The sequence below is a fragment of the Chitinophagaceae bacterium genome (assembly GCA_016710165.1).
In the GTDB taxonomy this organism is placed as follows: Bacteria; Bacteroidota; Bacteroidia; order Chitinophagales; family Chitinophagaceae; genus Ferruginibacter.
Genome location: JADJLJ010000001.1, coordinates 1,871,820 through 1,893,268 on the forward strand (window position 1 = coordinate 1,871,820; position 21,449 = coordinate 1,893,268).

Genomic DNA, 21,449 nt, shown 5'->3' on the forward strand with positions numbered 1-21,449 from the left:
TTGTTTTTATTTTCTCAATAGGTTAACTGCTCTTCCTCAAAAAACAACAACCGGGTCAGCCAAAATGTTTCTGGATCTCTTTAGCGACCACCTCGCCACTGATCAGGCTTGGAGGTACCCCGGGACCCGGAACCGTTAATTGACCGGTGTAAAATAAGTTTTTTATTTTAATACTCCTGCACGAAGGCCTGAAAATTGCCGTTTGCATCAGGGTATTGGCCAAACCATACGCATTGCCTTTGAACGAATTGTAATCGGTTACAAAGTTGCTTATCGAATAGCTTTTTTTATACACGATGTTATTCCGTATCTGCTGACCTGTCTTTTCCTCGAACCGGGCCAGTATCTTTTGAAAATATCTTTCTCTCAGTTCTTCTGTATCAGCTTCCAGTCCGGCAGCAACCGGGATCAGGAAAACCATATTGTCACAGCCGGCAGGCGCCACCGTTTCATCCGTTACCGAAGATACAGACAGGTAGAACAACGGATCAGTGGGCCATTGCCTGGTTGTATAGATCTCCTTACCGTGTACATCAAAATCGGCGTCAAAGAACAATGAGTGATGCGGCACTCCTTCTGTTTTCTTATTCAGTCCTATGTAATACAGCAGGCAACTGGGCGCCATTAACCTTTTTTCCCAGTACCGGTCACTGTACCTGCGGTAGTTTTCCGGAAGGAGTTTGCTTTCTACAAAATGATAATCAGCGCCCCCGATCACCACATCGGCATCAAAGCTTCTGTTTCCTTCTGCCACTACTTTATTAGCCATGGCCTGGTCAACATTTATCACCGTAACATTGCAATCAAACACAAATTTCACTCCCAGTTCCTCTGCCAGCTTATGCATTCCCTCCACCACGGCATACATTCCTTTTTTGGGATACCAGGTGCCCAGTTTAATATCAGCATAGTTCATCAGGCTGTATAAAGCAGGAGTATCTTTTGGCAATGCACCCAGGAACAATACCGGGAATTCCATCAACTGCCTCAGCTTCGGATGTTTGAAGAACTTACGGATGTGCTTGTCGATGGAGGTGAATACATCCAGCTTAAAAACTCCTTTGATGGTATCCCAGTCTAAGAACTCCGTTAATGACTGGCCGGGTTTGTACACCAGTTTGTTGATCCCAACCTCGTACTTGTAAGCTGCTTCTTCCAGGAACCGGTCCAGTTTTTCGCCACTGCCCGGTTCAATACTTTCAAATAACTTCTTTAATTCATTATAGTCGGCCGGTATATCGGATTTACCGTCTTTCCAGTAAATACGGTAGGATGGTTCCAGTCTTTCCAGTTCGTAATAGTCAGCAACCTTTTTACCAAAACAGTTGAAATAGCGCTCAAACACATCGGGCATCCAGTACCAGCTTGGGCCCATATCAAAGGTGAATCCATCTGCTTTTAACTGCCTGGCCCTGCCCCCGGGAGTACTTTGCTTTTCAAGTACGGTCACATCCCAGCCGGCTTTGGCCATAAAGGCAGCGGCGGACAGGCCTGCAAAGCCACTTCCTATGATTACTACTCGTTTCAAAGTGCGAAAATAAGGCTATTGGTTTTAATTGTACACCGTGGCAATGGGTATTATTGAAATTACTAGGTCTGTTTAGTTTGCTGGTCATACGAGACGTCAGACTAGGATCAGAACCGTTCCAGTTGTTGTTTCAGCAGTTTACGGGCAAAATGTATCCTGCTTTTTATTGTGCCAAGCGGTTCTTTCAAAACCAGGGCTATCTCATGATATTTATATCCTTCAAAATACAGCTGAAAAGGTGTTTTGAAGATCTCGGGCAATTGATGAATTGCTTCATAGATATTCTTCACGGAAAGATTTGTTTCAGCGGCGTTCACCGTGCTGAACTGGTTATGGTCCAGCAGGAAATCGTTTGGTGTATTATCAAAAATGGTGTTTTGCTTTGCGCTGCGCCGGTAGTTATTGATGAAAATATTGCGCATGATGGTATATAGCCAGGCCTTGATATTGGTCCCATCCAGGTACTTTTCTTTGTTGGCAAGCGCCCGGTAAAGGGTTTCCTGCACCAGGTCTTTTGCAGATTCTGAATCCCGGGTCAAGGTCATGGCAAATGGCTTTAGGTAATCTGAGTTATGGATCAGCACCTGGTTGAATTCTATGGTAGACATAACAGTTTGTTTAACTTATTAACCGTAAAGCTAAACAAATTGTTCTGGGAAAAAAGAGTTTTTGTTTAATATTTTTTGTTAAAAATTAAACATATTGTATATCAACGGGTTATCTGCCGGGAGCCAAATGGTAGTTTGGGTTTACAGGCCGGATACAAACTCCATCACCTCGGTATATGACTTTTTAAAATGAATGGGAGGTAAGAGCTTCTTTTCGTAAGTATGGGTCAACTGCCCGGATATTATGATGGGAGTGGCGGTAATTTTCTTATTAAGGTTTGAGATGAATTTATCGAGATTGAATTTGGGACCCACAGTGGTTAAATGCGTATACAAATAGTCCGGCTTTTTCAGTTTCACCACATAATCAACATCATTGGCCGGAATGCTGCAACCCAGGTAAATGGTATCAACCCCCCTGTTCTTAAGCAGGTAGTTCATGAATAAAAGTCCCAGTTCGTGATACTCGCCTTCCGGCAAAAAAAGAAGGACCGTTTTATTAACCTTCACCCGGTTGCTGATATTATCAATTCCAACAATCAGTTTCTGACGGATGATATTGCTCACCAGGTGTTCCTGTGCCGGGTTAATGTGATTGGTCATCCACAATATGCCTATTTTCTCCAGGTAAGGGAAAATGATCTGGAGGATCGTTTTTTCAACTCCCCTGACCGCTATAAAATTATTCAGGGTGTTTTCAAAACTATCCATGTCAAGGTCCACCATATTCTGGATAAGTGTATTCACAATCCTTTCCTGCTGGGCTTCCAGTTGATTCAGTGAAAGTATCCTTTCCTTTATCTCGGCCTCATTCATCCGGTCAATATGAGATATCTTGAAACCATATTTATTCAGCAGGGCAACATTTAAGATCATCTTTAATTCCTCGGCGCTGTAAAAGCGGATATTGGTACCGGTACGGCCGGGTCTTAAGAACGTATAGCGCTGCTCCCATATACGGATGGTGTGGGCCTTGATGCCCGATAGATTTTCCAGGTCCTTGATCGTGAACGAATGCATTTCCGGTTGTTTTTGATATTACAAATGCCCCGGCAGATTGTTTAAACAATCCCGAAAAAACTTTCAATAAAGACAACAGAACAAATCAGAAACTGCGGGGCGGCAGGTCTTTGAAAACCTTTTCCACCAGCTTATTCCCGGGAAAAAGGATCGACCAGGCAGTAAGGAATATGATCATGAAGTCGGTGTACAATGACGCATTGGCCTGGTACCAGAGTTCCAATGCCCCTTTATATGGGTAAATGGCTGCATACATCGCTTTGGGATCTGCTGCTTCGGATACAATCTTTTCCTCATCCTGAAAATGAGTGAGCCGATACCCTTCATGCCCGGCTTACAATGGTAGATCCGTTTCTGCACCTCTTCGGGATAGAGCTTAAAACTTACTTCCATCAACGGCCTCGGACCTACAATGCTCATATCCCCTGTAAATACATTTATGATCTGTGGCAGTTCATTTACTTTGGTCATGCGTAACAGCTTCCCAAAAGGAGTTACCCGGGGATCGTTGCGCAACGTGATCTCACCCGTCCCGATATTCGGACTGTTCTTTACCATGGTGGCAAACTTCCAGATATTGAAAAGACGGTTCTTATAGCCAACCCTTTTCTGAAAATAAAAAACCTCGTGCTCACCGGTAAGCAATAATATAATGATGGATGGAATTAGAATGGGGGAAAGAAGAATGAGAGCAATGGTTGCGATAAGAATATCTATTATGCGCTTAATGAAGTTGTACATACTTTTATTGATCATGCTGATTCGGGATTCAGGATGCAAGATGCAGGATTCGGGATAAAGGATTCAGGATAGACACTTCATCTTGTATCCGGCATCTGGTATCCTGTATCCTGTATCTTGCATCCGGCATCCAGCATCCGTTTAAACACTTCTTTTATCTTATCACAAACAGCTTTCAGTTGTTCGTCCGTAATATTTGTTGAACAGGGAATACTTAAACAACGCTGGTAAACATAATCCGACCGGTTGTCTTTGTTATAAAAAATATTGTCTTTGAACATCCTCAACTGGTTCATCGGTACCCAAAAAGGGCGGCTCTGCATCTTATGATCGTTCAGGATCTTCAGTACCGCTTTTTGGCTGTCCGTCATGATGGTCGGCAGCCAGCAATTGGGGTTTACATCCTTATTTACCTGCTGGAATTTTATATCCCCCACTCCTGCCAGTTCCTTTTTATAAAAATCCATCACTTCGTGTTTGCGCTTTATAAAGCCGGGCAATAATTCCATTTGTGCCACGCCCATAGCAGCTGCCACATTCACCAGGCGGTAATTATAACCGATCTCATCATGTACATATTCAAACGGGTCACTCTTGGCCTGCGTGGTTAAATGCTTGGCTTTTTTTGCCAATACTTCATCATTGGTAACGATCATGCCGCCGCCGCCGGTGGTGATTATCTTATTCCCATTGTAGCTGAATGTGCCTACTCAAGCCAAAACTGCCTGCATGTTTACCTTTATAATAAGAACCCAATGCCTCGGTACTGTCTTCCACCAGGTCAGGTTATGCTGTTTGGCCAATGCCATCAGCCTGTCCATATCGCACATGTTGCCCAGCACATGCACGGGCATAATGACGGGAATTCTGCGGCCATCTTTTTTGTAATGACATACCCCGTTGCGTTGTTCTGTCTTGGGTTGACAGGAATTCTTCCAGCAGGTCCAGGTCCATTTGCCAGGAACCGGGATCGGTATCTACCAGGATCGGGTTGGCACCGGTGTATTTAATGGAATTGCAGGTGGCGATGAAGGTAATATTGGGAGTGATCACATAATCCTTTTCATTAACCCCCAGCATGATGAGGCATATGTGCAGGGCGGTTGTACCGCTGCTGGTGGCAACAGCATATTTGGTGCCGGCGAATTCAGCGCTCATTTTCTCAAACTGGTCCACATAAGCGCCCACGCTGCTTACCCAGCCGGTATCCAGACAATCCTTTACATATTTCCATTCGTTGCCGGCCATGTTCGGGCCACTGAGTAAAAGCATAGTCTTTGGGTTTTGTGATAAACGGACCCCGGGCCCGGTTTATTATTGCTGTGCAAACCTATTAAAAAAAAATGCTCCGGCCTAAAGACCAGATCAACTAATCTATGGCAAATGATTTTCAAGCGGCACTGTTCAACAAAAAAGAGAACCGGCTTCCAGCGCCTATTTCACTTTTCACCCCGATACTTCCGCCCTGTGCTTCAATAAACTCTTTTGAAATGGCAAGTCCAAGCCCCGTTCCTGTCCGCTCCTGTGTACCCGGCACCTTAAAATACCGGTCAAACAGTTTAGGCTGGTATTTCTCATCAATTCCCTTCCCGTGATCCTGTACAGCAAACTCAATTTTGTTTTCATTCAGGTTCACCATTAATTCTATAGAAGATGATTCCGGCGAGTACTTGATCGCGTTGGTCAGCAGATTTATTAAAACCCAGGAGGTTTTTTCCACATCTGCATATACCGGTGGCAGCTTATCCTGTGCCAGGATATGAATGGCGATCTTTTTTTGCTGTGCTTTGAACTGCACGGCTTCCACAGCCTGCTGCACAATTTCAACCGGACTTGCGGGTTGTAATTTCAGTTGTATGTTGCCGGTCTCCACCTGGCTCATATTCAACAACTCACTGGTGATTTTCAGCAGGCGGTCCGAATCATCGGAGATACTTTTGATAAGTTCTGCCTGTTCTTCATTTAGATTTCCCACCCGGTTATCATTAAGCAGCTGTGCACTCATTTTTATGGAAGAGATCGGGGTTTTCAGTTCATGTGAAACGGTGGCAATGAAATTTGTCTTTGCTTCATTCAGTTCATGAAAGGGAGTGATATTCCTCAGCACGATCACCTGGCCTATGACTTCATCGTTGTTCTTTACATTCAGTACATCCTTACTGAAATAGCTCTCCTTTTCGTCGGCATATATTTTCAGTTCCTTTTTACCGTTCTCCTGCAGCAGGGTGCGCATCAGGTCGTTGCTCACCGCTACATCTGCCGAATACCGGCCTTGTACATCGGCCTGTTTAACACCCAGCAACCGTTCGGCCACCGCATTTAAAAAAAGTATATGCTTCTTTTTGTCAAGCCCGATGATCCCGTCTTTCATCTGGTTGATGATGGTTTCGATCCGGCTTTTTTCAAAGCGTAGCTGGGCCAGGCTGCTTCGTTCATATTGATCCAGTTTTTCGGCCATGCTGTTGAAAGCATTGGCCAATTCACCAAATTCATCCTTTTGGTTAAGGTATATCCGTTTGCTGTAATTTTTACCGGCGATCTCCACGATACCGTCTGTCAGTTTTGTGATGGGATCTGATATGACTGCCGGAAAATTATAAATGAAGGTAATGGTGATCAGGAAGAGAACAGAAAAGATAACGGTGAGCCAGAGTTTTGCGTCAGCGGCGTTCCTCTGCACTACGCTGTTCTTGTCAAGGATCGCTTTTTGGTTAAGGTCATTGATCACATGAAGCCCCTTTCTTATCTGCAGGTAAGTGGAAGAATCCATGGACGAAGCAAGCAATTCCGCAAAATGGGTACGTACCTGGCTGGTGGCTTCAAATTCGCCCGGCTCGGTTATATTCGCTTCCTGTTTTTTTAAATTATCCTCAAATATTTTAATGGCTGCGGACCGTGCCGGAATGTCTTCCAGCGCCCTGAGCATATTATTGCTGTATACCAGTGATTCGTGATTATTCTTCAGCACTTTTTCTGCATCATTGCTCAGCCGGTTGATATAAAATATACCCAGGATACCGAATATCAGTATTACCACAAACAGGAACGACAGACCAAGCGATAATTTTGTTTTCAGTTTCATGCTACGATAAAATTACGATGTCTATATCTGCGGCAGACAGTTTGTTCAGCAATTGATTGAATACGGTGGTGTTCATGATCACATTGAACAGGTTCAGGTGCGGTTTGCCGATGCAGATGGTGGTGATCTCTTTTTGGGTAGTTGCTTCAAAAATCCCTTTGGCAATATTGCTGCTTTTTATTCTTATTATTTCTGCACCAAGTTCTGTTGCCAGTTTAAAGTTATTGATCAGGTGCCTTTGCGCCGCCAGGCCTATTTTATCTCCTTCCTCCTTCGGTGTTTGCACGTACAAAAGGTACCACTTGCTGTTATAATAGGAGGCCAGCCGGGCCGTTTTCCGGATGACCTTTTTAGCTATCTCATGATTGCTGCTGATGCAGGCCAGGAAACGTTCCGCCTTCAGGTGTGCGCTGCGGGGGAGTTCTGTTTCAATTTTCCGTTCCACCTGTGAGGCCACTTCCTTTAATGCCAGTTCCCGTAACTGAAGTATCTTTTCGCTCTGGAAGAAATTCTGTAAGGCCCGTTCAATCTTATCGGCCGTATAAATTTTTCCCTCTCTTAATCTTGTTACCAGTTCATCGGCAGTAAGGTCAATGTTCACCACTTCATCGGCCTGTTGCAGTACAATATCCGGAATGCGTTCGGCAACATCAATGCCGGTTATTTCTTTCACATCCTGATACAGACTTTCAATATGCTGGATGTTAACGGCACTGATTACATTGATGCCGGCATCCAGTATATCCATAACATCCTGCCAGCGTTTTTCATTCTTACTTCCTTCAATATTGGTATGGGCCAGTTCATCCACGATCACCACTTCCGGGTGCAGGTTCATTACGGCTTGCACATCGAATTCATCCAGTTCTTTTCCTTTATAAAATAATTTTCTCCGTGGAATAACAGGTAAGCCTTCCATTAAGGCCTGGGTCTCTTTCCGGCCATGTGTTTCTATATACCCGATCTTAACATCAATACCGTTGCGCAACAGGGTTTGCGCTTCCTGAAGCATGCGGAAAGTTTTGCCTACACCGGCACTCATGCCAATGTAAATTTTAAACTTCCCCCGCCGGCTTTTGCGGATAAGGTCTAAAAATTGTTGTGCATTTTTTTCCTGTTCTGGCATAGTTTAAAAACTTACTGCAATAGAAGAGGTAACAAAGGTATTATTATTAGATATCCCGCTACCCTTGGTAAAAACATCATCCTTACTGTTCAACGATCTCAGCTCTAACCTGATGACGGCATTCGGTAAGGGTGCATAATCTACATTAACAGAATAGCCCGCTGTTTTAAAACCATTGGGCGTACCGCTGGCGATAATCACTCCATACTTGTCATCATAATATTCCCCTCTTGTAGCAACAGTCCATTTATCATTAACAGCATATTTCAATATCAAAACCGGGGAATACCAGGTGTTAAAATCACTCCCAGCTTTTGTTTTTTGTTCGGAACCAATATCAAACCCGGCTGTAATGCCAAACTTAGGGGTAACATTAAAAATACCATACAGGTTATGAAAGCAACGCCACAGGCGTGCACTATCCGGCTTATCGGTGCCGACAAAAGTACTGTAATTAAACGTGGTTGTGGTATTGGGTTTGTATTGCAACTGCGTACCAAAACTCATCAATGAATTACCATCCACTCTTTTGATCCGTTGCCACCCATTCAACAGCAGGCCGCTTATGATCCATCTATTATTATTGCTTGTATAAGTAAGTTTAGCGCCTGCTTCAAAATAGGGTGAATTATCTGCCAGCATACTCCTGGTGAGTGTCCAGCAATCTTTTGACACAGCGCTTTCGAAACCAATATGAGATGAAAAAATGCCTGCATCTATCCAGAGATTTTTCTTTTTGGAAATTTTTAAACCGGCATTGGCTTCGAAAATATTTTTTAATACCCCTGTTTCAGCGGCGTAATTTGCATTCATGTATGTACCGGCTGCAATAGCAAGATTTGCCCTTACTCTCTCCGCATTGTAACTGCCTTTTAAAAAACCCAGGTTAAGGTTAAATTCGTTGTGGCGGTTATGACTGTAAATAAAACCGGGCCTGTTATTATCAGTTGGTTTGTTAAAGTCGTATTGGTAATAAGCCTCTACATAACCGCTGAAGCTGAAAGGGTTTGGTGCTGCTGTTTTAACAGAATCCTGTGCGAATAAATTTAAGCCTGCCATTAGCATAGCTCCTAATAAGATCTTTTTCATTGTACTCAATTTTTTACCTGTTGTTATTTTAATTTATCTAATGCGACATTTAGTTGTAATACATTTACTCTTTTTGTTCCGAATAACCCAGCCAAAGGTTTTTCAATATTATTTTCAACCAGTTTGTTTACCGTCTCAACCGGGATATTTCGTACAGTTGCAATTCTTTTTACCTGAACATAAGCTCCTTGTACAGAGATATGCGGATCAAGGCCCGCACCGGATGCAGTTACCAGGTCAGAGGGTATCTCTTCTTTCTTTACAGCAGGATTGTGTACCAAAAAACTATCTATCCTGTCCTTTACCTGTTTCAGATAATCAGGGTTGGAGGGGCCTTTGTTGCTTCCTCCTGAACCTGCAGCATTGTAATCAACAGCCGAAGGGCGGCTCCAGAAATATTTATCATCTGTGAATTTCTGGCCCAGTAACTTCCAGCCTACAACACGGTTATTGGCTGTAACTGTTTCACCTTTCCCTTTACCAGGCGCCAACTGTGCGCCTGCAAGGATCAATAAAGAATAAATACCCATAAAGAATACCATGCAAACCAGGGTAAGTCTTATTGCGGGCAGAATATTTTGTTTCATTTTATAAATTTTAAAAATTAAAATCCTTGTTCCCCTTCAGGGGTTAGGGGCATCAGAACCATATACTCACTAAAAGGTCAATTAATTTGATACCGATAAAAGGGACTACGATACCCCCCACGCCATAAATGAGTAAATTCCTTCTTAATAATAAAGATGCACCAATGGGTTTATAAGCCACCCCTCTTAAAGCCAACGGGATTAACAAGGGAATAATAATGGCATTGAAAATGATGGCAGAAAGGATGGCACTTTCGGGGCTATGCAGCCGCATGATGTTCAACCCCTGTAGTGCTGGAATAGAAGCAATGAACAAAGCCGGCACAATAGCAAAATATTTAGCCACATCATTAGCAATGGAAAACGTGGTCAGAGTTCCTCTTGTCATTAATAATTGCTTCCCTATTTCTACTATCTCGATCAGCTTGGTGGGATCATTGTCCAGGTCGACCATATTGCCCGCTTCTTTGGCAGCAGCAGTTCCGCTGTTCATCGCAACGCCAACATCAGCCTGCGCCAGCGCAGGCGCATCATTGGTACCGTCTCCCATCATGGCTACCAGTTTGCCGCCCTGTTGCTCTTTTTTAATGTAGTTCATTTTATCCTCGGGTTTGGCTTCGGCAATAAAATCATCCACGCCTGCCTTCTCTGCAATGAATTTTGCGGTAAGCGGGTTATCGCCTGTTACCATCACGGTCTTAACGCCCATTTTACGCAAACGTTCAAAGCGTTCCTGTATGCCCGGTTTAATGATATCCTGTAATTCAATCACACCCATTACTTTTTCATTCTGGCTGACAACAAGCGGCGTTCCCCCATTTGAAGAAATAAGACGTACCCTTTCTTCTGTATCCGCAGGAAAACTGTTTCCGGCTTTTAATACCACATTTCTGATGGCATCAAAAGCGCCTTTACGTATTTTCATAACCTCCATACCTGCCTGTCCGGTAGGCAGGTCAATCCCGCTGCTCCTTGTTTCGGCAGTGAATTGAATAAACCTTACTTTATCATTTTGCAAAGAAGGTTTTTTTACCTGTTTTGTTTCTGCCAGTTCAATGATGGATTTTCCTTCCGGTGTTTCATCTGCCATAGAAGCAAGTACACAAGCTTCGGCAAAAACATTTTCATCTACATCTTTTTCGGGCCAGAAGTGCGTAGCTTTCCTGTTACCGATAGTGATGGTGCCTGTCTTATCCAAAAGCAACGTGTCCAGATCGCCGGCAGTTTCAACCGCCTTACCGCTTTTTGTGATCACATTCGCCCTTAATGCCCTGTCCATTCCTGCAATACCGATGGCAGACAACAAACCACCGATGGTTGTTGGTATCAGGCAAACAAATAAAGAAATGAAGGCAGCAATGGTAATGGGTGTACTTGCATAATCGCCAAAGGGTTTCAAGGTAACGCATACAATGATAAAGATGAGCGTAAACCCTGCCAGTAAAATGGTCAGTGCAATTTCATTCGGTGTTTTCTGGCGGCTTGCCCCCTCAACCAGGGCGATCATTTTATCCAGGAAACTTTCTCCCGGTTCTGTAGTAACCCGGACTTTTATCTTATCGCTTAATACTTTTGTACCCCCGGTCACAGAAGATTTATCGCCACCGCTTTCACGTATTACCGGGGCAGATTCACCGGTAATGGCAGATTCATCAATGGTAGCGATCCCTTCAATGATCTCCCCGTCCATGGGGATGGTATCACCGGCTTCGCAAAGAAAAACATCTCCCTTCCCAAGCTGAGAAGAAGGAACGATCTTCATTTCGTTCACATACATTTCACCAACCGGAAATATTTTCTTGGCCGGAGTGTCTTCCCTTGTTTTACGCAGACTATTGGCCTGCGCCTTCCCTCTTGCTTCGGCAAGTGCTTCGGCAAAATTGGCAAACAGAAGTGTTAGCAGCAATATGGCTGTAATAATGATATTGTACAGGAGGCTGCCCTGCGAAGCTTCACCATTCATTATCCAGATGCAAACACCCAGCATAAATATGGTACATAGCTCCACGGTAAACATCACCGGGTTGCGGAACTGGATGCGTGGATCCAGTTTAACAAAGGATTGCTTCAGCGCTTCGTTAACCAAAGCGCCTTCAAATAGTTTATTTGTTCTTCTATGTATTGACATTTTTTTTCTTTTTTATTATTTCATTCCAAAATATTCTGCAATGGGACCTAATGCCAGAGCAGGGAAAAAACTAAGGGCAGCTACTATGAATATTACCACAAACACCATAATACCAAATGTTCCGGTATCGGTTTTCAATGTTCCTGCACTTTCAGGAATATATTTCTTTTTTGCCAGGATACCAGCGATAGCAACCGGGCCAATGATCGGTATAAATCTTGCCAGCAGCATTACGATACCACAGGCAATATTCCAGAATGGCGTATTATCACCTAACCCCTCAAAACCACTTCCATTGTTGGCGGAAGAAGAAGTGAACTCATACAGCATTTCACTGAAGCCATGGTTGCCTGGGTTGTTAAGCCATCCTGCATAGGCCTCAGGGTTGTGTGCATATAAATAAGATGACAATGCAGTACCTGCAAGGATCAGCAGGGGATGAAGTAATGCAATGATGGCAGCGATCTTCATTTCTTTTGCTTCTATCTTCTTGCCTAAAAATTCCGGTGTTCTTCCTACCATTAACCCGCTGATGAAAACAGCTATGATGATGAAGATGTAAAAATTCAGGAAGCCCACACCCACACCTCCATAAAATGAATTGATCATCATCCCCAACAAAGCGCTCATGCCCGCCAGGGGTGTAAAACTGTCGTGCATGGAATTTACAGAACCATTTGAAGTGACCGTTGTAGTAACGCCCCAGTACGCAGATGCCGCCGGGCCAAACCTCACCTCCTTTCCTTCCATGCTGCCCAGCGGTTGTGCAATACCCATTTTTGCGATGGCCGGATTCCCCTTCATTTCAAAATACACGGCATTGAAAAGCAGGAGTAAAAAACCAAGTGTCATCACAGCAAATACCATCCAGGCAATTTTTTTCCTTTTAAGAACATAACCTAACGCAAATACCATCGCAATAGGGATCAAAATGATGCTCAGGTCTTCAACTATATTGGTAAAATAATTTGGATTCTCTAACGGATGAGAAGAGTTAGGGCCATAGTATCCACCGCCATTTGTTCCGAGTTGTTTGATAGCAACCATCGCAGCGGCAGGGCCACGGCTCACATTCACGGTATCACCCTGCATAGAAATATATTGAGCTTTGCCTTCAAAATTCATCGGTGTACCGTTGAAAGCCAGTATCAAAGCAACAACAACAGCCAGCGGGAATAATATTCTTGTGGCTGACCTTACCAGGTAGTTATAAAAATTACCAAGTTTATCTGTTGTCTTTTCCTTCATTGCCCTGAACACGACAGCGCAAATAGCTATACCTGCAGCGGCGCTGATAAATTGCCATAGCATTAAGATCAACTGCCCCAGGTACGACAACCCGGTTTCGCCGGAATAGTGTTGCAGGTTTGTATTGGTTACAAAACTTACTGATGTATTGAAAGCAAGGTCCGCAGTCATAGACGGGTTACCATCTGGATTAAGTGGTAGCCAGCTCATATTCATCAATACAAACATGGACAGTAAGAACCAAATAAGATTGATAGTAAGTAAAGCGCTGAGGTGTTGCTTCCAGTTCATTTCTTTCTTGGGATCAATACCCCCAAGCTTAAAGAATGTTTTGTCAACAGGATTAAACAGCCGGTCCAGCCAGGTTCTGTCGCCTTCAAATACTTTTCCGATATACCGTCCTAATGGAATAGCCAGTGCTACAGTGAGCAGGTACATTAACAGGACGCCTAAGATTTCTGTATTCATTTTTATATTTTTTACTGCAACCCTTTAGGGGATGGGGGTTAAAATTTCTCCGGTTTTACCAGTACATAACACAGGTAGATAAAGACCAGGATTGCGATGATGAATAATAGTAACATTTGAATTACGTTTTTTAAATGATTTAATCAATAAAATGAAGGCAGATGATGTTTGAATTAAATACAAACTGCTGCCATCATTTTAGATTTTTTCAAACCAGTCGATGAATTTGAAAAAAAGAACAAACCCGGCTATTCCTGCCAAATAGAGAATCGCTGTAAGCATAGTTTCATTTTTTAAAATTGTTAATCAATATTTATCTTTTGCTTTAAACAAAGGACAAAAAGAAATTTCCTCAGCTTGCTGTTTTTAGTCAGCTGATAGCATGACTCAAATCACACTGAGATTACTTTCGATCATTAATCTGTACAGGAGTGAATAAATTCTTTTCGTTTAACCATTTTTCGTTTCATTTTGGTGTTTTCCTTTATTCTGTACATAATTGCAAGGCATAGAGGTAGGCCGTACATAGTAATTAAGAGCAAAATTTTCGTCGAGGTTTCCATTTTATCGGTTTATTAATCTGATAATCTTCCAGTTAACAATAATAAGCAGCGATAAAGCAAATAGCCAAACGGCAATTATTACCAGGTTTTCTTTAATATTTGATTTATTGTTGCTCACTGTAGCTGCCGTATACCAAAATTTGCTCCCTAAATACAAAAACCGAATCAATTGATTTAAAATGAATGGTTTAGAAAATTCAGGGAGAAGAAGCAAATAAAAAACCCTTCTGTTTTGGAAGGGTTGGTTATCATTTTGATAAGCTGTTCAGGAAATATTATACTCTTCCAGTTTGCGGTAAAGCGTAGTGATCCCAATTTCCAGTAACCGGGCAGCTTCGGCTTTGTTCCCTTTTGTATAGTTCAGCACTTTCAGAATCTGCAGTTTTTCCATGCTGGCCATGGAAAAAGCGGATAATGCATTCCCGGGCGGAAGCACCGCATACTGTATATCAAAAGGCAGCAACGGTGCCGTAAGTATTTCCCCATCAGATAAAATAACACTGCGCTCAATGATATTTTTTAGTTCCCGGATGTTTCCCGGCCATCTATATTGTTCCAGTTTCTGTAAGAAGCCTGTGTCCATTTTTAAAGCAGGTTTATCTGTTTTGGCAGCGTATTGCTGAACAAAATATTTCGCAAGTACTTCAATATCTTTACCCCTCTCCCTTAAGGCCGGTAATTTAATCTGGAATACATTTAACCGGTAATAGAGATCAGAACGGAAACGATTTTCCTCACTTTCCTTCTGCAGGTCTTTATTGGTTGCGGCGATCAGCCTGAAGTCGGACCGTACGGGTTTGGTATCGCCCAATTTTATATATTCCCCGGTTTCCAGAACCCGTAATAACTTTGCCTGAAGTTCCAAAGGCATTTCCCCGATCTCGTCCAAAAATAAGGTGCCTCCATTCGCTTCTTCAATCAACCCTTTCTGGTCTTTTACAGCCCCGGTAAATGCTCCCTGCCTGTGACCAAATAATTCACTTTCCAGAATATCCTTACTGAAAGTGCTGCAGTTAAGTGCTACAAAATCTTTATTTTTCCTTTTGCCGGCCTGGTGAACAGCCTGAGCAAATACTTCTTTCCCGGTGCCTGTTTCGCCGAGTAATAAAACAGGCATATCGGTAAGCGCCACTTTCTTCGCTTTATCAACAGCGTCTTTTATGGACGCTGAATCACCAAGAATAGCATTGAACGTATAACGATTTCCTACCTGCTGCTCCAGTTGTTCAACACGCTTCTGCAGATCCACTTTTTCCATGGCCCTGTTCAGCAATGGGATTACCTTATCATTATCATCACCTTTGGTGATATAATCAAAAGCCCCGTTCTTCATGGCCTGCACCCCATCAGCAATATTGCCATAGGCAGTAAGTAAAATGATCTCCGTATGGGGATACTTAGGCTTAAGTTCCTTTACAAAATCAACGCCATTCCCATCGGGGAGTTTTACATCACAGAGAACTATATCAATGGGTTCTTTTTCCAATAACCTGGATCCTGCTTTTAAAGTGCCGGCTTCAGTTACAGTATAACCCTCCAGTTTAATGATACGGCTTAGTAAGTTGCGCAGTTTTTCTTCATCATCTATGATCAATATCCTTTTCAACCCTTTATTACTATTATGCTCCAAAAGTAGATAAAATATAAGCAACCCTGTCTGCAGGAAGGTTTTCTATTTCCGCAGTTTCTTCAGATAGGCAATAGAAGGCTTTTCCGTTAACAGATACAGGGGGATCGTGACCAGTACCGCAACACATACGCCTGTATAATAAGGTATCCTGCTGTAATAAACCAACTGGCCGGTGTACAAAGTGATCAGCGAATAAGTAAACAGTAGTACCGGCAAATGATTCAGGTACAGGCTGTAGCTGATGTCGCCCAGTTTCATCAGCAGGGTATTTTTACCTTTAACAAAATAGAGTATATAATCAAAAATGAAAAAGGAAAACAGCAAGGTAACCACATCGGAGAACTTTTCCGAGATCATCCTGTTGGTAAGATTGACCAAAACAAAAAAGCCGGCAAGGATAACCAGGTAGAGAATTTTGTTTTTAATGACCGGGGTTCCGGAAAAGTTATTAAAGTAGTCGTAAAGGATCAGGCCTGCCACAAGAAAGCCTGGTAATAAAAGACCGTCCACCCGGTCAATGCAAACAAAATGACCAGCCCGGCCGCCACGAACCAGTTTGCATACCTGCCCAACTTGCTGTATACCGGAAAAAGCAGGTAGAAGATCAGTTCATGACCCAGTGACCAGTAAGCATAATTGAATCCTGCATACTCACCATTTTCAATGAAAAAGACCGTTTTGATCACCTGGGCCGGGGAAAGTCCGTTATAAGCATCGCTGAGCCTGCTGTTGTACTGCCTGAAGCTGCTTGTGTAAATATCCGGGTTTATATAATTTACACAAATGACAAGGGTGAGTATGGACAAGACCAATGAGAACAAAAATGGCCAGTATATCCTTATCAGGCGTATCTTATAGAAATCTCCCCATTTATAATGATGGCTGGAAAAAGAATGCCGGATGACAAAGGCAGATAAGATAAAAAAAACGATCACACACTCTTTACCGCAGGAGCTGAGCATATCTGCTGAGAACAAGATATAATCCCCGATGCTGTGCAGGCCGACCTCTTTGCTGTAAACCGTTCCGCCAACCCAGAAAACGAATTTTGAATGAAAAAAAACCACCAGCAAGGCTGCCAACCCCCGGGCAATATGCAAATACCTGATGTTGGCTAAGCCTGTTTTCATTTTGATCGAAAAACCAGCCGTTGCAGCGGGAGATCTGCTGCAGGCCCGGTTTATATATTGCGGAATTTTGTGAAAACGAATCCGTAACAATGCCTGTTTTCAACAGGGTGTAAATTTCCTTCACGCCATCCGGAACTTTCTTGGTTATGGTAAAGCCCAGTTCATTCTTTATCTTATCAAAGTTCACCCGGTAATCCCGCGGGTCCTCACTGCTGTCAACATAGATCACTTTTACATTGGGCACCACTTTGCAGACCTCCTGTATCACCATCCCTTTATTGTAATTCTCTTCGGTACTGCCCACATTAAATACATTGGCCCTCACTTTTTCTTCCGGGCTTTCCAGCACCAGTACCACCGACCTGGCCAGGTCATCCACATGGCAGTAAGGGCGCCAGAACTGCTGGCCCCATATTTCCTGTTCGCCATGAACGGCGGCATTACGGGTGAATTCATTCACCGTCAGGTCAAACCGTATCCGGGGAGAGAATCCGTATACGGTGCTGAACCGCAAAGCGGTGCTGCACATCCTGCTGTCCTTTCTTTCCTCCAGTAAATATTTTTCAAACTTTACTTTCAGCTCTGCATATAAGGAAACCGGGTTTAATGCCGATGTTTCGGTAACAAAGGAATCCGGGTCGGGCATTTTGCCATAATTGCTGCAGGTGCTGGCAAAAACAAAACGTTTTACACCGGCGGCTTCCGCCTTATTGAATAAGAGTACAGCGCCGTCCCAGTTGGTCTCATTGGCCTCTTCACTGAATTTTTTACAGGCAGGGTCGCCCACGATGGCAGCAAGGTGTGCAATGGCGTCAATTCCTTTCAGTGCATTGTCCACATCATCCGCATTGCGTACATCCCCTTTCATGAATTCAAAATCAGGGTGCAGCATTACATCATAGAGTGCATCGCCGCCAAACTTCAGGGAATCAAAACCCTTACCTGGTAACCTTTGCTTAATAACTGGCGAACCAATACGGAGCCGATATACCCGGCGCCCCGGTAACTAATACTTTCATAATGTCAGATTTTTTTGCGTTGCAAAGATAAGGGGTTTGGATACAGGATGCCAGATACCGGATGCCAGATACCGGATGCCGGATACCGGATGCTCCCAACAAATTACTAGTGACCAGTATCCAGTATCCAGTATCTAGTATCTAGTATCCGTTTCTCCGTATCCCGTTCATTTCGCCGGAACGCCTACCACGGTGGCTCCATCCGCCACATCTTTCACTACCACGGCGCCGGCACCGATCATGGCATTTTTACCAACGGTGATGCCTTGCTTTATGACTGAATTGGCCCCTACAAATGTTCCGTTGCCAACCTGTACATTGCCGCACAATACAGCCCCCGGGCCGATGTGGGCAAATTCACCCACTACACATTCGTGTTCAATGATGCATCCTGTATTACAAATAACTCCCGGGCCGATCTTTGCCAGGGGATTAATGCTGGCATGGGCAGCGATCATCACTCCGTGTAATGCAATGCTGGCGGAGCCGTCAATAACGGCTGAGGAATGAATTGCGTTTACCGGAAGCAGGTGCTGTTGTGCCAGCTGGTCGTATATCCTCTTGCGGATGGCATTATCACCGACCGCAATAAAAAAACCGGCCTGCTTCAACGCCTGCAATCCGTTTTCAGAAGTTTCTGCACCCCGGTAGGAAAGGCCGAACGGGTTGAATGCCTTTTCTTCCGTATCACAATAGCCGGTAACTTTTTTCCCGGCAGATGCCAGGATGCCGTGAACAACAAATGCATGCCCGGAATACCCGATCAGTATCATACTCCTTTATTAATTATCTAATTTACCAAGGTTTTGTATGCGGCAAGTATATTTTGCCAGATATTTTCCTGCCGGTAATTTTCCTTTATCTCCTGCTGCAGCTTTTCTGCCATACTCTTCAGGTGCTGCGGGTGCAGGATGGCATACTGCAGCATCTTCAGCAGCTGCTGTTCATTGCCGCTACCGAATATCAACCCGGTCTCATTGTTGGTTATGATATCAATGTTGCCGGTTATATGGCTGCAGATGACCGGTAACCCCATGGCACCTGCCTGCAGCAGCACATTGGGAAAACCTTCCCGGTGTGAAGGGAAAACAAAATAATGGGCAGTACATATAGTATTCAACATGATCGGTCCAGGGATGTGTCTGATGCCGCTGTTCTTTTCAATTTCCTGCATGGTCTTTCCAGGCAGCGGGTCAAGAGTTGGCTCGTAACCGCCAACCAGTACCAGTTTTAAAGCGGGGTCCGTTCTTTGCAACTGCACAAATACATTCACCAGTTCAACAATTCCCTTGTCAGCCACGAGCCTTCCGATACAAAGCAGGTACTTATTTTGTGTTGTGTATTGAACCTGTTCCTTAACGGCGCTGATGATCTTTTCATCCAGTATCTCCCTGTTAAAGCGATTAGTGTTTATCCCATTGGTTGAACCCTTACCGATGATGTGCAGCTTTGCGGGATTACAAAGTTTCTTTTCCAGGATGTATTCTTTTAATGAATTACTGTTTGGCCAAACCTGGCTGGCGGACATGCAGGTCAGTTTTTCAATGAATTTGAGCAACTGGTATTTGATCCCTTTCTCTACCATCAGGGGCAGCCCTGCAACCGTATGTATCCTTACTTTAACACCTGTTACCCGTGCAGCCAGCATCCCAAGCAAGCCTGCTTTGGGGGTATGGGTATGTACAATATCCGGTTTCTCTTTCCGGAATATCCGTATCAGTTGGAACAGGCATTGCAGGTCACGGAAAGCTGTTATCTGCCGGGTCATGGGTACGATCATATGCCTGCATTGCTCCTGCCGGATCACTTCGGGGAGTTCCTTTCCATCCGCACTTATCATAAGCACATCAAAGCCGTTTTGAGACATAAAGTGCATTTGCCCCGGAAGTAAATAGCGCAATGCCATGGGCACGGTGGTTATGCGGACCAGTTTTTATTGTACGCTTTTTTCGGGCAATGGTTTGTTTTAATGAATAATGGATATTCCTGCACTCAAAAATAACTTCATAATATTGAAAGACAAATTGATTTTTTAAGATAAATTTGAAGGGGCTTACGGATAAATGAATTCTGTGCAATAAATAAAGTCCATCCTTTAAAAATTTTACAGCCATTAATGGGATTTGCCGAATTCATATTATACCCGGTTTATGTTGCGCTCTTTTACTTTTTTTTCCGTACACGCCGTTCCAATTACGATGACCCGGTCCTGCAGCATTATCACAATCAGGGTTTCTGGATCAAGGCCCTGGCCGTGTTGCCATTCACCTTATTTAATTCAATTCTTTCCCCAGGGGATTCATTCATACTTTATTATACCGAAGGAGCGAATATCTATAACCTGATACTGAAAGATGCTTCACACATCAAATGGCTATACCTTCCCGGGCCGGAGTATGACCAGACCTTACTTAGAAATCCGCTGAACCTGGGTTATTTCCGGGCAGAGAATAATTACATGGTTGCCCGTGTGGTTGCCATCGTGTCATTTTTCAGTTTTGGAAAATACCTCATCACCAACCTCTTTTCTCCATGATCGCTTTTTCGGGGTGTGGAGGCTGTATCGCTTTTTTTTACGAGCAATACCCGCACCTGCACAGGCAATTTGCCATTGCCATCCTTTACCTGCCCACGTTTGTTTTCTGGAGTTCGGGCATCTTAAAAGATCCTTTATGCATCAGTGCGCTCGGCTGGATAACCTATGCCATGTATGAGGCCTTTTATAAGAAGAAAGACCTGCTCAAGAATCTTATCATACTGGCATTCTTTGGCTTCCTGCTGTCGGTATTAAAGATCTATATACTTATTTCCTATGTGCCGTTCTTTATACTGTACCTTATCTTAAAAAATGTGAACCTGGTAAAGAACCGTTTTTTCAAATGGTCACTGGGATTGGTGCTGATCGCAGGAAGCGTGGTGGCAGGGCAGCGTGTAATGAACAGCTTCAAGGAAGAGCTGGGCACCTATGCTGCGGAGGGGATCACTGAACAGATCGGTAAACAGCGAAGCAGCTACCGTGACCCGGCGGCACCGGGAGGCGGTGATTCCAACTTTTCACTGGGAGTGGAATTTGACGGCAGTGTTACCAGCCTGTTGAAACTGGCACCGGCTGCGATCATCGCCACTTTTTACCGCCCCTTTATCTGGGAATCCAGGAAGTTAGCCACCCTTCTGTCTTCTTTCGAGAGTATGTTCATCATGTTCTTTACTTTATACGTACTGTTCAAGGCGGGCCCTTTTAAATCATTACAGGCGGTCAGAAACGACCCGGTCATTTTATACTGCATATTGTTTTCCCTTTTGTTCGGACTTTTTGTGGGAGCCACTACACCCAATTTCGGTTCCCTCGTACGCTACAAGATCCCCTGTATGCCTTTTTACATTATCGCCCTCTTCCTGATACAGGACAGGACCCGTAAAATAAAAAGCAGCCCCGTAGATGACGGAGCTGCGTGATTTCAGAGGGGGCTATTTTAACAAGT

20 protein-coding genes and 2 pseudogenes are annotated in these 21,449 nt (G+C 43.8%); 2 read left to right on the forward strand and 20 right to left on the reverse strand.

The window, feature by feature from the left end; all coding sequences use genetic code 11:
• Window positions 1–55: 55 nt before the first annotated feature.
• The 20 genes and pseudogenes from crtI to IPJ02_08255 all read right to left on the reverse strand — a co-directional run bounded on the left by crtI (window position 56) and on the right by IPJ02_08255 (window position 20,081).
• Window positions 56–1,528, reverse strand: a complete 1,473-nt coding sequence (crtI, locus tag IPJ02_08160) for a phytoene desaturase (protein ID MBK7375519.1) — start codon at window positions 1,526–1,528, stop codon at window positions 56–58.
• A gap of 107 nt (window positions 1,529–1,635) precedes the next feature.
• Window positions 1,636–2,136, reverse strand: coding sequence for an RNA polymerase sigma factor (locus tag IPJ02_08165; GenBank protein ID MBK7375520.1), 501 nt, complete (start codon window positions 2,134–2,136; stop codon window positions 1,636–1,638).
• A gap of 141 nt (window positions 2,137–2,277) precedes the next feature.
• Window positions 2,278–3,156 carry a MerR family transcriptional regulator gene (locus tag IPJ02_08170; protein MBK7375521.1) on the reverse strand — a complete coding sequence of 293 codons (879 nt, stop codon included), beginning with the start codon at window positions 3,154–3,156 and terminating at the stop codon, window positions 2,278–2,280.
• An 85-nt stretch (window positions 3,157–3,241) separates the two neighbouring features.
• Window positions 3,242–3,897 (reverse strand): annotated as a pseudogene (locus tag IPJ02_08175) (sugar transferase).
• Between the two features lie 77 nt (window positions 3,898–3,974).
• The gene (locus IPJ02_08180) at window positions 3,975–4,577 is read right to left on the reverse strand and encodes a DegT/DnrJ/EryC1/StrS family aminotransferase (GenBank protein MBK7375522.1); all 603 of its coding nucleotides are present in this window, start codon (window positions 4,575–4,577) and stop codon (window positions 3,975–3,977) included.
• Window positions 4,578–4,683: 106 nt separating this feature from the next.
• The gene (locus IPJ02_08185) at window positions 4,684–5,169 is read right to left on the reverse strand and encodes an aminotransferase class I/II-fold pyridoxal phosphate-dependent enzyme (GenBank protein ID MBK7375523.1); all 486 of its coding nucleotides are present in this window, start codon (window positions 5,167–5,169) and stop codon (window positions 4,684–4,686) included.
• A 118-nt stretch (window positions 5,170–5,287) separates the two neighbouring features.
• Window positions 5,288–6,979, reverse strand: a complete 1,692-nt coding sequence (locus tag IPJ02_08190) for a PAS domain-containing protein (GenBank protein ID MBK7375524.1) — start codon at window positions 6,977–6,979, stop codon at window positions 5,288–5,290.
• Window position 6,980: 1 nt separating this feature from the next.
• Window positions 6,981–8,105: a sensor protein KdpD gene (locus IPJ02_08195; protein MBK7375525.1), complete on the reverse strand. Its 1,125-nt coding sequence runs from the start codon at window positions 8,103–8,105 to the stop codon at window positions 6,981–6,983.
• A 3-nt stretch (window positions 8,106–8,108) separates the two neighbouring features.
• Window positions 8,109–9,194, reverse strand: coding sequence for a porin (locus IPJ02_08200; protein MBK7375526.1), 1,086 nt, complete (start codon window positions 9,192–9,194; stop codon window positions 8,109–8,111).
• Window positions 9,195–9,217: 23 nt separating this feature from the next.
• A complete protein-coding gene (locus IPJ02_08205; protein MBK7375527.1) occupies window positions 9,218–9,781 on the reverse strand; it encodes a K(+)-transporting ATPase subunit C in 564 nt (187 codons plus the stop codon).
• Window positions 9,782–9,833: 52 nt separating this feature from the next.
• The gene (gene kdpB, locus IPJ02_08210) at window positions 9,834–11,909 is read right to left on the reverse strand and encodes a potassium-transporting ATPase subunit KdpB (GenBank protein ID MBK7375528.1); all 2,076 of its coding nucleotides are present in this window, start codon (window positions 11,907–11,909) and stop codon (window positions 9,834–9,836) included.
• Window positions 11,910–11,924: 15 nt separating this feature from the next.
• Window positions 11,925–13,625, reverse strand: a complete 1,701-nt coding sequence (gene kdpA, locus IPJ02_08215; GenBank protein ID MBK7375529.1) for a potassium-transporting ATPase subunit KdpA — start codon at window positions 13,623–13,625, stop codon at window positions 11,925–11,927.
• A gap of 38 nt (window positions 13,626–13,663) precedes the next feature.
• Window positions 13,664–13,741: a potassium-transporting ATPase subunit F gene (locus IPJ02_08220; protein ID MBK7375530.1), complete on the reverse strand. Its 78-nt coding sequence runs from the start codon at window positions 13,739–13,741 to the stop codon at window positions 13,664–13,666.
• Between the two features lie 712 nt (window positions 13,742–14,453).
• Window positions 14,454–15,794: a sigma-54-dependent Fis family transcriptional regulator gene (locus IPJ02_08225; GenBank protein ID MBK7375531.1), complete on the reverse strand. Its 1,341-nt coding sequence runs from the start codon at window positions 15,792–15,794 to the stop codon at window positions 14,454–14,456.
• A gap of 66 nt (window positions 15,795–15,860) precedes the next feature.
• Window positions 15,861–16,298: a hypothetical protein gene (locus IPJ02_08230; protein ID MBK7375532.1), complete on the reverse strand. Its 438-nt coding sequence runs from the start codon at window positions 16,296–16,298 to the stop codon at window positions 15,861–15,863.
• The gene (locus tag IPJ02_08235; protein ID MBK7375533.1) at window positions 16,286–16,885 is read right to left on the reverse strand and encodes an acyltransferase family protein; all 600 of its coding nucleotides are present in this window, start codon (window positions 16,883–16,885) and stop codon (window positions 16,286–16,288) included. The genes IPJ02_08230 and IPJ02_08235 overlap by 13 nt, the downstream gene beginning before the upstream one ends.
• A gap of 142 nt (window positions 16,886–17,027) precedes the next feature.
• A pseudogene (locus IPJ02_08240) lies at window positions 17,028–17,959 on the reverse strand (NAD(P)-dependent oxidoreductase).
• Between the two features lie 175 nt (window positions 17,960–18,134).
• Window positions 18,135–18,740 carry an acetyltransferase gene (locus IPJ02_08245; protein ID MBK7375534.1) on the reverse strand — a complete coding sequence of 202 codons (606 nt, stop codon included), beginning with the start codon at window positions 18,738–18,740 and terminating at the stop codon, window positions 18,135–18,137.
• A gap of 17 nt (window positions 18,741–18,757) precedes the next feature.
• Entirely contained in the window at window positions 18,758–19,834 is a 1,077-nt protein-coding gene (locus IPJ02_08250) for a glycosyltransferase family 4 protein (protein MBK7375535.1), read from the reverse strand.
• On the reverse strand, window positions 19,815–20,081 hold the full coding sequence (locus IPJ02_08255; GenBank protein MBK7375536.1) for a hypothetical protein: 267 nt from the start codon (window positions 20,079–20,081) through the stop codon (window positions 19,815–19,817). Before IPJ02_08255 ends, IPJ02_08250 begins: the two co-directional genes overlap by 20 nt.
• A gap of 2 nt (window positions 20,082–20,083) precedes the next feature.
• Between IPJ02_08255 and IPJ02_08260 the strand changes: the two genes are divergently transcribed.
• Complete coding sequence (locus IPJ02_08260) at window positions 20,084–20,503, forward strand: hypothetical protein (protein ID MBK7375537.1); 420 nt, start codon at window positions 20,084–20,086, stop codon at window positions 20,501–20,503.
• On the forward strand, window positions 20,500–21,423 hold the full coding sequence (locus IPJ02_08265) for a hypothetical protein (protein MBK7375538.1): 924 nt from the start codon (window positions 20,500–20,502) through the stop codon (window positions 21,421–21,423). The genes IPJ02_08260 and IPJ02_08265 overlap by 4 nt, the downstream gene beginning before the upstream one ends.
• The last annotated feature ends 26 nt before the right edge of the window (window positions 21,424–21,449 follow it).